The sequence below is a fragment of the Stutzerimonas chloritidismutans AW-1 genome, assembly GCF_000495915.1.
In the GTDB taxonomy this organism is placed as follows: Bacteria; Pseudomonadota; Gammaproteobacteria; order Pseudomonadales; family Pseudomonadaceae; genus Stutzerimonas; species Stutzerimonas chloritidismutans.
The window spans coordinates 11,556-24,605 of record NZ_AOFQ01000023.1; the positions used below are offsets into that span (position 1 = coordinate 11,556).

Below are 13,050 nucleotides of genomic sequence, written 5' to 3' on the forward strand. Positions count from 1 at the left end.
GCGCAGGCCACGGCCCGCCGTCCTGCCAGGTTTATTTATCAGGCGTCGCCCCGCAGAATCTGCGGATCCCCCCTGCCGGCCACTGCGGCAGCCTCGTCCCTGGTAAGCAGCGCCGTGCGCGGCACATTGCGCAGGCGCGCACAGGCCGCGAGCACGTTGGCCCAGCTGGCGCGATTGGCGAACTGCATACCGAACTCATCCAGCGTACCTCCGCGGTTGCGATAGCCGAGCGCCGAACACTTGCGCGCGTCCGGCAGAATCGGCCACAGGTGACCGCGCGCCACTTCTGGCCGCATGTGCGTCAACAGCACGCGCATTTCCATCGCATCCGGGAACAACCGCTCCGCCACGCCTTCGCTGGCGCGCGCCCCGACTTCCCAATGATCGCGCGGCCCGCGGAAGCGGCCCGGCTCCTGCAGATAGACAAGGCGATAAGCGCAGTCGGCCTCCTTGAGCCGCTTGGCCGCACGGAGCATCTCGCCCAGCTGATAGCTGCCGTTGGCAATCAGCAGCAATGCCTCGTTGCCCGGCTGCTCCTCGACCACGATGGCGCCGTCGCGCGCCAACTGCTCGGCCTGGGCCTGATCGAAGTAGCACGGCCGGTCGCGTTTGGGCATGACCAGGCAGGCCAGTTCGCCGCGTGCCTGGTAGATCGATGGCAGCAGCGCCAGGGCGCTGTTGTGGTCGGCCGGAAACAGCACCCGGACCATGTCGTTCATCTCTCCGAGCAGCGCCTCGCAGAAGGTCGTGTCTTGGTGGGACTGCTGGTTCTTGCCGTTTTCCCAGGTGTGCGACGTCGCGATCAAGGGCCAGCCGAGCCAGCCTGCAGGCCTGCCAATCTCCTTTTGCTGCCGGGAAAAAATAATGCTCTGCCGCACCACGCCCAGCATCTTCACGCAGAAGGCTTCGTAGCTCGCCACCAGATTCAAGCCGCCCTGGTTGGCAAGGCAGGCGGATACCACCGCCTCCTCGTTGAGAGCGGTGATGATGGCGCCGTCCACGGCCTCCAGCTCGCTTTCCGGCTCGATGACGCGATGCTTGAGCGCCTTTAGCACGCCGCCCAAACGGTTGCTGGCCAGCTCGTCTGGATTCCCCACCCGCGGCCGCAACGCGGGGTTGGCGGCCGTCAGCTCGACGAAAAAACGATCGACCGCTGCCATTGGTGAACAGGCGTCGTCGCGGTAGTTCAACTTCGGCATGGTCGGCGCAGGCGGGCGTCGCGAGGCGAGCGGATTGTCGCGCTCCAGCGTTCGACCCTGGCGACTGCGCGTGAACAGCTCCAGTGAAGCAGCCAGCTCCTGTTGCGGTACGAACAGACGCGCCGCGTGCTCATTGAACAGGTCGCGTGACTGCTCATCGCGGCTCGGATTACCCGGCAATGGCAGGTTGTGCGCTGCGTTGCTGCCGGCACCATAGAAGCCGAAGCCTTTCACCGTCTCGGCGATGCCGTAGGGCATCGGCAGCGGATAGTTGAGAATGCCGCGCGCCTTCTCTTCCACGCGTCGCTCCAGGCGCAGCTCCATCTCCCACAGGGTGGTGACGAAAGCAGCAGGATCACGCCCATCGAACGGCATCGGGTCGAAGCCGCACTGACTCAAGTGCTGACGGAAATCCTCGAGCCCCTGCTCGGTGCCAAGCGCAGTACGCTGCTCGATTCGCCGCCCGTTGGCAATCATCACCGGCAGCGCGACGCCGCAATCTTCGGCACGCCACCAGCGGGGAATCCAGTCACTGCCGCGCTGCTCTTCTGCCGCGCCATCGGAGAGGAAGGCCACCAGCGTCTCGCCCGGCAGCGGCATGTGTGCGTATTGCAACTCGGCGAAACCGAGATAACCGCCCTCGGCAATGCCGCCGGCGGTGTGCGGATTGACATGGCTGCCCAGGGGCGCGAGCGGACTGCCGTCGGCGGCCTGGCCGTAACCGTAGAAATCCTGCAGCAGGCGATTCATGCCCGCCTCGCCGCCCGCGTAGGCCTGCTCCTGCTCCGGATGCAGGTTGCCCGTCAGCAGGTTGAGCGCATCGACGGCCGCCACACAGTGGCCCTGCCCCATCAGCCAGGCGCGGGTGCGGCCAGTCAGTGCATTCAGGGCCAGGTAACCGGCATAGGCCGGCACCATGTTCAGCGCGCCGCCGGTATGCCCCTCGGGGTTATGCTTGAAATCCTCGGCAGCCAACGGCGAACCGTCCAGATGCACCTGGCGCGCGTAGGTCATGTGCACCACCAGCCAGAGTCCGGCGCTGGCGACCCGGTCGACCGCCTGCAGCAGCCGGTAAACACTGGCCAGATCCGGCTGATGACCTGCCTGTACCAGCTGATGGGCCAACCGGAACACCGCCGCCTGGGTCTCCAGCGCGTGCTCGAACGGCCCGAAACCTACACGCCAGGTGGCGAACTCCGGTTCGGCTTGCGCGTGTTGATCCAGCTCGACAAGGCTGGGCAGTAGCTGACTCATGGGTTCACTCCGTTGGTAAGCGGGTTGTGCTGTAGTCTAGGCAGCGCTCGATTCGTTATCTCTGATATGTATCAAGTGGTCATGGCAACCGAGCGGGCAATGTGGACATCATCGTACAGACAGGAAGGCAACATGGCTTTGCTCAGTTTTCTAGGCGCCATTCAGCAGGTCACCGGCTCCTGCTATCTCATTGAGACCCATGACGGTGCAAGGGTTCTGCTCGAATGCGGCATGCACCAGGGCCGCCGGGAAGAAGCCGGCAGCGACCGCAGCACCTTCGCCTTCGACCCCAAGACACTCGATGCGGTGGTGCTGTCCCACGCGCATATCGACCACAGCGGCCTGCTCCCGCGCCTGGTCGCCCTCGGCTACCGCGGCGCCGTGCACTGCACCGATGCCACCGCGGAGCTGCTCGAACTGATGCTGCTGGATTCGGCGCAGATTCAGGAAAAGGATGCCGAGTGGGAAAACAAGTGGCGCGCACGGATCGGCAAACCGATGATCCAGCCGCTCTACACCCGCGTCGACGCGGAGCGCATGTTGAGCCAGCGCACTCCCCACGCCTATGGCGAGACGTTCGATGTCGCGCCAGGTGTCGCGGTGACCTTCCACGATGCCGGTCACATCCTCGGCTCCTCGATCGTGCAACTGGATGTGCACGACCATGGCAGAACACGGCGCGTGGTCTTCTCGGGCGACCTAGGCAACGACTGCTCGCCGCTGATGCATGCGCCGACCGTGCTCAAGGAAGCTGACGTGGTGCTCATGGAGTCCACCTATGGCGACCGCGACCACCGCAGCCACGAAGACACGATCGAGGAGCTGGCCGGCATCCTGCAACAGGCCCATCGCGATGGCGGCAACGTGCTGATGCCCTCCTTCGCCGTCGGACGTACGCAGGACCTGATCTACTACCTCGGGCGCTTCTACCGGGAAGGCCGTCTGCCGCAGCAAGCGGTATTCCTGGACAGCCCGATGGCCATCGGTGCCAATGCCATCTACTCGCACTACAAGGATCAGCTGGATCTCGACGGCATCGACAATGCCCTGAGCGGAGCCAGCGGCAAGCTTTACGCCGAGCGCTGGTTGCCGATCCTCCGATCCACGCCGACACCGGAAGAATCGATGGCGATCAACCGCTTCAAGAGCGGCGTGATCATTATCGCTGGCAGCGGCATGTGCACCGGCGGGCGCATCCTGCACCACTTCAAGCACAACCTTTGGCGCGAGGAGTGCCATCTGGTGATCCCTGGTTTCCAGGCACGCGGCACCCTCGGCCGTGCCATCGTCGACGGAGCGAAAAGCGTCAAGTTGCTGCACCAGCGCATCGCCGTGAATGCCAAGGTGCATACCCTCGGAGGGTTCTCCGCCCACGCCGGCCAGTCTCAGCTCATCGACTGGGTCAGCAACTTCGAAAGCCGTCCGGAGCTCTACCTGGTGCACGGCGAGCTGGAGAAGATGCAGACGCTGCAGCAGACCATCCGTGAACGCCTCGACTGGGAAGCACGCATTCCTGAACCTGGCGACCGAATCGCCATCTGAACGCAGCCCGCCGAAGCCGCTTGCGGCTTCGGCCGACTGCGCGCCACGCAACCGGCTTGAGCCGGCTGATCGCACCCTATAGCCTGAACGCGACGCTCATACATGGAGATGTTGTATGTCCTTTGATTCGGATGACTATCTGTCGCGGCATTTCAAGACCAGCGGCGCCGAGCTGGAAAGCAAGATCGATGAGCTGGCCGCCTTGGTCGTTCCGGAGAACAGTGCGAACCTGCCCCTATACCGGGAGATGCTGGTGACCGTCATGCGCATGGCTCAGGCCGACCGCAGCCGCTGGGATGCCAAGATCCTGCTGCAGACGATGCGCGAAATGGAGCACGCATTCAGCCGGCTCGACCAGTTCAAGCGGCGCCGCAAGGTCACGGTATTCGGCTCAGCCCGTACGCCGGTCGAACATCCCCTGTATGCGCTGGCCCGTCAGTTGGGCTCCATCCTTGCGCATTACAACTTCATGGTCATCACCGGCGCCGGTGGCGGCATCATGGCCGCCGCTCACGAGGGCGCCGGGCGCGACAGCAGCCTCGGGCTGAACATCACGCTGCCTTTCGAGCAACATCCCAACCCGACGGTGGGTGGCACCGAGAACCTGTTGTCGTTCCATTTCTTCTTCGTGCGCAAACTGTTCTTCATCAAGGAAGCCGATGCGCTGGTGCTCTGCCCCGGTGGGTTCGGCACGCTGGACGAAGCGCTGGAAGTGCTGACGCTGATCCAGACTGGCAAGAGCCCGTTGGTGCCGATCGTGCTGCTCGACGAACCCGGCGGCACCTACTGGAAGGATGCACTGCAGTTCATGCGCGGACAGCTGGAGGAGAATCGCTACATCCTGCCCAGCGACATGCGATTGATGCGCCTGGTGGACGATGCCGAGGAAGCAGCCAGGGAAATCGCCAACTTCTATCGCAACTTCCACTCGAGCCGCTGGCTGAAGGATCGTTTCGTTCTGCGCCTGAACCACGCACTGAACGACCAAGCGATGGAATACCTGAACGCGGAGTTCACCGATCTGTGTCTGAAAGGCGTATTCGAACAGCAGAACTGCTGTGAATCGGAACTGGACGAGCCCGAACTGCAGCGCCTGCCGCGCTTGAGCTTCGTCTTCAACGGCCGCAACCACGGTCGCCTGAGGGAGCTGACGGACTACGTCAACGAACCGGCCAACTGGGCGCGGCCGCTGGCGAGCGAGGACTGATGGCCTTTGATGGCCTGGACTCTGGATATTGCGAGCGCTCGTAAGGCTGGTCGGCTTCAGCACCGACTGGTCTCCGACGCGCACAACCTGGCATAGAGCCCCGTTACCGCATCAATCCGCCAAGCTGTCGCCGCGCAACACTCGACTGATCAACTCCAGCGGATAACCGCGATAGCTGAGAAAGCGCCCCTGCTTCGCCCGCTCTTTGGCATCGGCAGGCAACCGTCCAGCGAACTTGCGCTGCCAGAGTTCGCGCAGCTGCTCACCCCAGTCAAAACCACTGTCACGCAATGCCTGCTCGATATCCGCTCTGGCCAGCCCGCGCTGGGCCAATTCCTCGCGGATACGCAACGGCCCATAGCCGGCATTGGCCCGGCTTCTGACAAAGCTTTCGAGATATCGAGATTCGGAAAGCAGCCCCTGCTCGGATAGACGATCCAGGGCCTGCTCGATTAACTCAGGCGGGGCGCCACGCTGGCGCAGCTTGCGAGCCAGCTCGACGCGACCATGTTCGCGTCGAGCCAGCAGATCCATGGCCGTCCGCCGTACCGCGACGGGGTTATCGAGCACGGCAGCCATGGGGATCAGAGATCGGCGTCAGCCAGATCTTCGGTAACCGGGTTGGCCTTGGTGTTTGGCGCAACTACCAGCAACTTGTCGCGGATCTGTTGCTCGATCTCCTGACCGATCTCCGGATTGTCTTCCAGATACTTGGCGGCGTTGGCCTTGCCCTGGCCGATCTTGTTGCCCTTGTAGGCATACCAGGCGCCGGACTTCTCCACCAGGCCCTGCTGCACGCCGAGATCAATGACCTCGCCATTGCGGTAGATGCCCTTGCCATAGAGGATCTGGAACTCAGCCTGACGGAAGGGCGGCGCCACCTTGTTCTTCACTACCTTGACGCGGGTTTCGCTGCCGACCACTTCGTCGCCTTCCTTGACCGCGCCGGTACGGCGAATGTCCAGACGAACCGAGGCGTAGAACTTCAGCGCGTTACCACCGGTGGTGGTTTCCGGGCTGCCGAACATCACGCCGATCTTCATGCGGATCTGGTTGATGAAGATGACCAGGCAATTGGCGTTCTTGATGTTGCCGGTGATCTTGCGCAGCGCCTGGGACATCAGACGTGCCTGCAAGGAAAGCAGTACGGACTTGGGTTCATATAGGCTGGCGCCTGAGAAACCAACACGTTGCAAAGCCATACTGTTCATACACCTTACCCTTTCGGAAGCCCTATCCCTGACTACACTGTCTATCTGAACCAATTTCAGGTAGGAAAGCGATGAGCAGGATGCGGGAAAATTTCGTCGATAGTATCAGGGCTTGCTGCCCTGAGGACATCCTAATCTGGGTAGAAAAGCATCCTCCGAAGCGCCGGGCGCCCCTCATCCGCGTTTTTTTCATGATCGCTCACGAACTTGATCCAGAGTGGTATCGGAACCCTGTAGCAATCACCAATGCTTGCCGCCAATTTCTCTCTCATCGACGCAGTGTAATATCCGAAATTACAGGCAAGCCAATCAAAGAAGTCACCGTCATCTCTGACTACACCGTCGTTCGTTATTACTTGAATAGGCTTCAAAAAGCCAAAAAGCTACCTAGCAATGCGCTGATCCTACCAGTCCCAAACTCGACAGACGTATTCTCAGAAAAAGAATGCAACATTCTTGGCTATCTGACCTTGGAACATGCCATTCAAGCGAGTTCAATGGAAAACGCTCTTAACGAGATTGCCCATCAAATCGAAAAACATAGAACTGTTATTCTCTCCAAATGCAAGCGCATTGTAGCAGAGGGTTATGCACGGTTTTTGGAAGTTCCAGGCATGATTCGCAGAAGCGATGTGGCTGCCATCCGACTCACAAAAGACAACCTAGATCCTAACCTGAGAGGATCTCGCTCTGGACAACATATAAGCTTTTTCTCACCATCACATCCAAATGGCTTCAGCAACTCTGTTGCGTACCTAGCCACAGAACAAGACGGTCTATTTACACGCAAATCTTTCCCTGGCGCGCACCACATTTATTCCTGGTCTACTACGAAAATAAAATCCTACCTAGGAATTACCGAAGAGTTTGCTGTGGCGGCCATGTGCATCATTATTGACGAACTCGGGATAAATGTTTTCGACTTAGCAAATGCCCAAGTCAAGAAAACAAAAGATGGTCAATTTGTCACCATTCGAGAGGATGGCGGCATCACTATCACCACCCTTAAACCCAGGGCTAACAAATTAATTGAGCGCCACGCACCAAAAGCTATGGACGAGATTGAAATCGATGCAGAAAATATAGACGCCCATACTGCGCTATGGATGCTATTGCAAATGAGAGCCCAGCACTCCAAAGCCTTGAATTCCAACTATCTTTTCGTCATGGATGGTTCTAGCCCCACTCGCCACGGGGATGAACACCTCTACCGTATCTTAGACACGAGACGTAAAAATACTTTCAAAGCAATCATTGATTCGCTGCCTTCATGGGTAGCTGAAGCTAAACCAACCATGCCTAAAATTAGGGTTTCACGGGGACTGCTGAAATGGATTGAGAGTGGTGGAGACACTTTGGAAACGACCATTTACCTAGGAAATTCTCTGCTAACAGCCCTGAGAAACTACATCCCACCTTCAATTCAAGAATTTGTTTACCGAAAGAGAATACGTGACCATCAAAAAATTCAATTACTAATAGCGGAAGACATCTCAGCCCCCTCCCCCCGCATTAAGAATAATAATTACGAGTATGCCAAGATGCAGTTGATCGAGGCTGTGAATCTTTTAAGAACCAACAGCCGCCACACGACAACCGACAACCCAGGTCAAGTATTCTGTTTCCTTTGCTCACCAGAAGCAATTGAGTTGATAGTCTCTTACGCGACATATGGGACAGAACAAGAGCTCATCTCGACTTGCAAGAAAATCATCACAAAAATCCAAGACGAAGGCAGTCGAAAGATGATCAAGCTACTGGCGGACGCTACTCCGATACCAATGAACTTTGAGCTTCTTGAGGTACACGCAAATGAATAATGAAAAGATCAAGAATAGCTCTCCATCTACAGCAACCCCCCAAGCGATCCTTCCTAGTTGGATCCACCCCAACTCCTCAAATATGAAGTGGTATCTTCCTCGCACCGGCACCAAGGTTACAGCTTCGGAAGATCCGAACAGCAGTCGCTATGTAAAGCTTAGCTTTGACTATCAGCTATTTGATGGGTCATCCACATCAGATCTGATATGGAATTTATTTGTCAGAGATTTACAATCATCAGCGATAGCCCTCATCGAAAGCTCAAAGTCAAAACGACCGCGCGCATTAGTCGACTTTGTTAGAACGGCCTTTGAAATTGCCGACCATGTGTATGAAGCCAGACACCGCTTAAATCAGCCCCCTAAAATCGTCACCCTAGCCGATATCACCCTGGAAGACATAAAGACCTTCCTAGAAGCTCACGACCTCACATTCATGGGCATAAATGCCCTCAATCTCGACACGCAGTTAGGGCCTACTCCAAGAGGCCGCAAAAACATTTTATCCTACATTTCAGGAATGCAAATACCACCCATAACACAAAAGATTTTAATCCAAAAACTTAAAAATAACAGATCTGACATCTGTCGGGAATTCACCTGTACGCATTCAGCAAATGAAGATAATGAAGAGGACACACTCAGTATCTCCACAACCCAAAACAAATGCACTAACTTAACCTACCTACACTCCACTAAAGAATATCAAATTCACCCCTTTAAGGTTGGAGTGCACGAAATCTCGGATGCACTTAACAGTATGACCGGCAGATTTGTCGAGAAAAACCAAACCCCACTGATGCCTACAAATATTGCATTTCACTACATCAGCAATGCGATTGTTTTTCATCGCAATTATGCGCCACACATCCGAGCATATATAAAGCAACTGGACAACTATTACAATAGAGAAATCATAGAAAAATATGCCGCAAGCACAATTAGATCAAACGTGCACATTTTCAAGAAGCAAACCTTTGAGGCTGTACCAATCCCCAAGGAGCTACAACACCTAAACATTAAAACATATGGTAAATGCGGCAGCAGCAGAGGTGGCATTTATTGCAACTCGATTATGCGCGATCACATCTCCACTGACGAACTAATTGATTTCTACGCTATTACAACACGCATCCTTATTCATACTTTTTCAGCTTGCCGAGTATTGAGTACCGCCTTGCTCGACGCTGACTGTCTTACAATTTCAAAACTGGATGGCTTGTGGGATCTGAAGCTTAAAATCCCGAAAGCCAGTAACAGCCATGAGCTTGAAATTATAAAGCGCCCAATACCTAAAGTCATTTGGGACTTCATTAACGAGTACATAGAGTTTATGGAGGATCGCCACCCAGGCATGACCTCCATCTGGCCCTCCGACTCATTCAAAGGAAAAGATCGCAGTGAAATGACTCTAATAAAAAAACTGGATCAATACTCCGATTGGATTCAAGTACCTAAGATAGGCGAAACTAGATGGTATGCACGACCTCATCAGTTCAGGCGTTTCTTCGCCGCCTTTTTCTTCTACCTAAGCGGCAGCACAGAAATTGAACCATTGCGCTGGATGATGGGGCACATTGAACCTAGCGTGACGCTTTACTACGCCAATATCGCGAACCAGCCCGGTTGGGAGCGAGAAACCTTAGAATTCTTAATAGACTACTTGGAGGGGCATGTAGGCAAAAACGTATTAGTCGACGAAGATCTGCAAGAAAATTTTGCTGAGTGTGAGCCTGAAATCAAACTTGGCGACCACGCCTTATTATCTGAACACCTTCAAGAACTGGCAAAGCATCGCGAAATAAGACTCCAAATCATCAACAACAAAAAAATCTTTGTGTACGCGAGTAAATAATATGAGTCGTTATTCAAAGGGTGAAACTTCAGCAGCCAAGCTTCAGGAGAAGCAAGCCAAAACACAAAGCCTGATCACCAAAATATTGCTGATTAGAAAAGCAATCGAAGCCCATCAAAGACTTCCTTCCCTAGACGCACTTAAGAGCAAAAGAGGCATAACGTTCAAATCCGCCCTTAATTGGTCAGATGCCGACCTTGGAGTTATTTCTTGCTCTTATAATACATCGCGAGAACCCTACAACACTGAATACTCAGATCAACTAGCAGCCGCCTTAGAAAAATACAACAACCTCACGCCCGCCACACAAACCCTTCCACCTCAAAAGCGAACAACCCAGCGTTCACAGCAAGAAGAAATCTCCACTCTAAAAAATCAAGTCGACTACCTCACAAATACATTAGGCGAAGTATACAGGGCGTACATGCAACTGGTTGCTAGAGTCGACGAACACACTCGCCAGGACCTCAGATATCAGCAAGTTTTGAAAAGCCACACCCTGACACTTGATAGAGCTCATCTCACCTTGGTGAAACCATGATACATGTAGCAAAAGCTCCGCGCCTTGACTTCCTTTTTAATCACGGCCGCACCACACCTCCGTCTCTTCCAATGCTTTTTGACTCCCGTGGAAACTTTTGCTGGGAGCTCAATAGCTACCTTACGAGTATCGGCGGTGGCGCCAACAGCTATGGGGTCCGGCCAGCAATTAAAACAGTGTTCAGCCATGCTGATACTCTAAATGTCTTCCAGAAATACATAGAACGCAAAAAGTTAACCATTCTTGATATCACTGACGAAACCCTTTACGATTTCGTTAAGTACAAACAAAACTCTAGAACGGCAAACTCGACCACAATCAAGAAAACTGTCCGACGCATATTAGCTCTATTAGAGCACACGCAAAAAGAAAACAAATTCCAGAACCTATTTACCACTGACCCTCGCGCACATAATTTTCAAATTAATGCTACAGAGGATTTCTATAGACTTAACAGACGGACGCCACTGCGTTTTTTAACCCACCCCTGCCTAGACGAACTAAGGGATACTCCGACCAAGCTCAAAAGCTTCATAAGAAACAATGAACTGAACGCATGGCATGAAGCAATTCACGACTACACATCCAACCAGTATATAATTGACAGATGGTACACCCTTGCCACATTACTCGAACACACAGGCAGCCGAATAGAAGAAACCATTAACATCCCTGCAAGCTCCATTATTAATGCCTATAAAAATAACGGCCCTGTAACAAACATCCCCGTCTTAAAAGGAAAATACAAGGGCCACTTACGCCAGGTACTAATACCGAGAACCGAGCTTCAAGAAATCTATAAATTCGTTCTACTCACCCGTTCCAACCATCCTCACAGCGAGCTTCACGACAGGATATTCGTTAGCGAAGATACTGGATATCCTCTGGCGCGCACCACCTTTAACTCCTATTACAACGTAGTCATCAAGACCTCAAGACACGCAGAACTCCTCAAAGGTATCTCTTATCATAACTTCCGCCATCGGTACTTCACCATATTAGTCGCCAAGAACATCAGTACGCTTTCAAAAATGTCGAAAGCCAATATTCTAGATGTAGCGATGGCCATCGCTCGCAAAGACTCTTACCATGCATCCAAGAGCACACTCTCTACTTATATCCACCTCACACAAGATGCTGAAATACAAGACATCCTGAAAGCAGAACCAAATGCGTCCACGACCCTCCATGCGATCCAAAGCATTGTCGATGCAACTGACGACAGATCCCCTGATGAGAAGCTCAAGGCAATAGCGGCATTGATACAAGCCAAGCTCTCTTGAAATGCTACTTCTTCTATTTTCCTAACCCGGTCAGCGGAAGTGGCATCAAGCGAGAGGGGCATTTGTACTTTTGTACCTTTTCTGGACAGCAATGAATCGGGGTTATGACAATAGCGTGCATTCTACGGCCCTCCAAATTCGGAGCGCAGTTCCAGAAAAAGGACTCACGCTATGCTCTATCTTTCGGATGTCCAGCCTGCCTATTGCCCTAAGTGCGGCAAACCCATGGAGCCGAGGCAGCATGGTTGGGAAGCCCAGGATCGTTTCTATAACGCTAAACAGCCTTTTCTCTGCGAATGCGGCGCACGTTATCTTCTCAGGGAGAATGTCGTTGCCAATGCGCTCGACCATACCGAGTCGGTAGGCGGTGATGCTGGCTTCGACCGTGCTGCTAGAATGGACGTGTTCTCCGAGTTGTACGTGATTCTCGGTGCTCTCGATGCCCCCGAGGCTGTTCTGGACCAGGTATTAGCCGCAGCCGAAGGTGATTTGTTGCCTTACTCCACGTTGCTCCCATTCGAGAAGGAATAGATGGACAGAATCCATTGGTTTGCCGTTTCAAACCCCGAGCAGAAGCGCTTCCCCGAATGGAGACGCTCTTTTGGCATTAGCGACAACGGCATCGTCTTCGTGCCGGCAGCGATGGCCGGTGATGACTCGGAGTTGAACGTCATGCTCTGCGCGGCTGCCGAAGGCCAAAGCACAGTCGTTCACCTCGATCACCACTTCGTGCCCAGCGGCTGGCTCAAGCGCGAGTTCCCCAAGCACTTCGAGCTGATTGAGATCATCGAGGCCCGTGCACAACTGACGCTGTCGGCAGCTTTTTGAGCAACACGAGGTTTGATAACTGACCAATCTTTTTCTTGGGTAAAGCGATAGAACAGGTTCGGCTCGCTAACCACGTACAAATATCCTTCATTATCGATGGTTATACCCTCAGCCTGCGGTATGCCCTTCAGCAAGCCAGCAAAACCACGCGCCAAGGAACGGAAGCTCACCACTTTGCCCTCATCCGATTGGCCCAATTACCGATCTCACGCGGCCCCGTGCGTTGGCCGTGCTCACCCAGGAAGAGCAAACAGAACCGCTTAGTCGCCGCGTAACCTGACACTGACAGTCCGCTCTTGGCCGGTTAGCG

The 13,050-nt window shown here is 54.5% G+C and carries 10 protein-coding genes and 2 pseudogenes; 8 read left to right on the forward strand and 4 right to left on the reverse strand.

Translation table 11 applies throughout. The features are described from left to right. Positions 1 to 38: 38 nt before the first annotated feature. Positions 39 to 2,453, reverse strand: coding sequence for a phosphoketolase family protein (locus F753_RS32985; RefSeq protein ID WP_023444833.1), 2,415 nt, complete (start codon positions 2,451 to 2,453; stop codon positions 39 to 41). 132 nt (positions 2,454 to 2,585) lie between these two features. Here F753_RS32985 and F753_RS32990 point away from each other — a divergent pair, with 132 nt between their 5' ends. Both F753_RS32990 and F753_RS32995 read left to right on the forward strand, forming a co-directional pair. Further along, positions 2,586 to 3,995 carry an MBL fold metallo-hydrolase RNA specificity domain-containing protein gene (locus F753_RS32990; protein WP_023444834.1) on the forward strand — a complete coding sequence of 470 codons (1,410 nt, stop codon included), beginning with the start codon at positions 2,586 to 2,588 and terminating at the stop codon, positions 3,993 to 3,995. 115 nt (positions 3,996 to 4,110) lie between these two features. Next, positions 4,111 to 5,202: an LOG family protein gene (locus tag F753_RS32995; protein ID WP_023444835.1), complete on the forward strand. Its 1,092-nt coding sequence runs from the start codon at positions 4,111 to 4,113 to the stop codon at positions 5,200 to 5,202. A 111-nt stretch (positions 5,203 to 5,313) separates the two neighbouring features. Here the strand turns inward: F753_RS32995 and recX are convergent, their stop codons facing one another. Together recX and F753_RS33005 are read right to left on the reverse strand one after the other, a co-directional pair. Continuing rightward, on the reverse strand, positions 5,314 to 5,781 hold the full coding sequence (gene recX / locus F753_RS33000) for a recombination regulator RecX (protein WP_031297459.1): 468 nt from the start codon (positions 5,779 to 5,781) through the stop codon (positions 5,314 to 5,316). Positions 5,782 to 5,786: 5 nt separating this feature from the next. Then, positions 5,787 to 6,344 (reverse strand): annotated as a pseudogene (locus tag F753_RS33005) (recombinase RecA family protein); the annotation flags it as partial. A 260-nt stretch (positions 6,345 to 6,604) separates the two neighbouring features. On the opposite strand from F753_RS33005, the gene F753_RS0124810 reads away from it, so the two are divergent. From F753_RS0124810 to F753_RS33025, 6 genes are all read left to right on the forward strand, one after another. After that, on the forward strand, positions 6,605 to 8,233 hold the full coding sequence (locus F753_RS0124810; protein ID WP_209320146.1) for a hypothetical protein: 1,629 nt from the start codon (positions 6,605 to 6,607) through the stop codon (positions 8,231 to 8,233). Then, complete coding sequence (locus F753_RS49535; protein WP_147812252.1) at positions 8,226 to 10,088, forward strand: hypothetical protein; 1,863 nt, start codon at positions 8,226 to 8,228, stop codon at positions 10,086 to 10,088. The genes F753_RS0124810 and F753_RS49535 overlap by 8 nt, the downstream gene beginning before the upstream one ends. A gap of 1 nt (position 10,089) precedes the next feature. Continuing rightward, a complete protein-coding gene (locus F753_RS49540; RefSeq protein WP_147812253.1) occupies positions 10,090 to 10,629 on the forward strand; it encodes a hypothetical protein in 540 nt (179 codons plus the stop codon). Next, a complete protein-coding gene (locus F753_RS33015) occupies positions 10,626 to 11,912 on the forward strand; it encodes a site-specific integrase (RefSeq protein WP_156924031.1) in 1,287 nt (428 codons plus the stop codon). Before F753_RS49540 ends, F753_RS33015 begins: the two co-directional genes overlap by 4 nt. 171 nt (positions 11,913 to 12,083) lie before the next feature. Beyond that, positions 12,084 to 12,443 (forward strand): hypothetical protein, encoded by a 360-nt coding sequence (locus F753_RS33020; RefSeq protein ID WP_023444841.1) that lies wholly within the window; start codon positions 12,084 to 12,086, stop codon positions 12,441 to 12,443. After that, positions 12,444 to 12,740, forward strand: a complete 297-nt coding sequence (locus tag F753_RS33025; RefSeq protein WP_023444842.1) for a hypothetical protein — start codon at positions 12,444 to 12,446, stop codon at positions 12,738 to 12,740. It begins immediately after the preceding gene. 26 nt (positions 12,741 to 12,766) lie between these two features. Here F753_RS33025 and F753_RS49020 read toward each other — a convergent pair. Continuing rightward, positions 12,767 to 12,928, reverse strand: a pseudogene (locus F753_RS49020) (SdiA-regulated domain-containing protein); the annotation flags it as partial. Positions 12,929 to 13,050: the final 122 nt, after the last annotated feature.

Excerpts from the sequence above, each read along its gene's own strand:
- F753_RS33020 (WP_023444841.1), top strand. The coding sequence starts at position 12,084 with ATGCTCTATCTTTCGGATGTCCAGCCTGCCTATTGCCCTAAGTGCGGC.
- F753_RS33015 (WP_156924031.1), top strand. The coding sequence starts at position 10,626 with ATGATACATGTAGCAAAAGCTCCGCGCCTTGACTTCCTTTTTAATCAC.
- recX (WP_031297459.1), bottom strand. The coding sequence starts at position 5,781 with ATGGCTGCCGTGCTCGATAACCCCGTCGCGGTACGGCGGACGGCCATG.
- F753_RS49540 (WP_147812253.1), top strand. The coding sequence starts at position 10,090 with ATGAGTCGTTATTCAAAGGGTGAAACTTCAGCAGCCAAGCTTCAGGAG.
- F753_RS49535 (WP_147812252.1), top strand. The coding sequence starts at position 8,226 with ATGAATAATGAAAAGATCAAGAATAGCTCTCCATCTACAGCAACCCCC.
- F753_RS33025 (WP_023444842.1), top strand. The coding sequence starts at position 12,444 with ATGGACAGAATCCATTGGTTTGCCGTTTCAAACCCCGAGCAGAAGCGC.
- F753_RS32990 (WP_023444834.1), top strand. The coding sequence starts at position 2,586 with ATGGCTTTGCTCAGTTTTCTAGGCGCCATTCAGCAGGTCACCGGCTCC.
- F753_RS0124810 (WP_209320146.1), top strand. The coding sequence starts at position 6,605 with ATGATCGCTCACGAACTTGATCCAGAGTGGTATCGGAACCCTGTAGCA.
- F753_RS32985 (WP_023444833.1), bottom strand. The coding sequence starts at position 2,453 with ATGAGTCAGCTACTGCCCAGCCTTGTCGAGCTGGATCAACACGCGCAA.
- F753_RS32995 (WP_023444835.1), top strand. The coding sequence starts at position 4,111 with ATGTCCTTTGATTCGGATGACTATCTGTCGCGGCATTTCAAGACCAGC.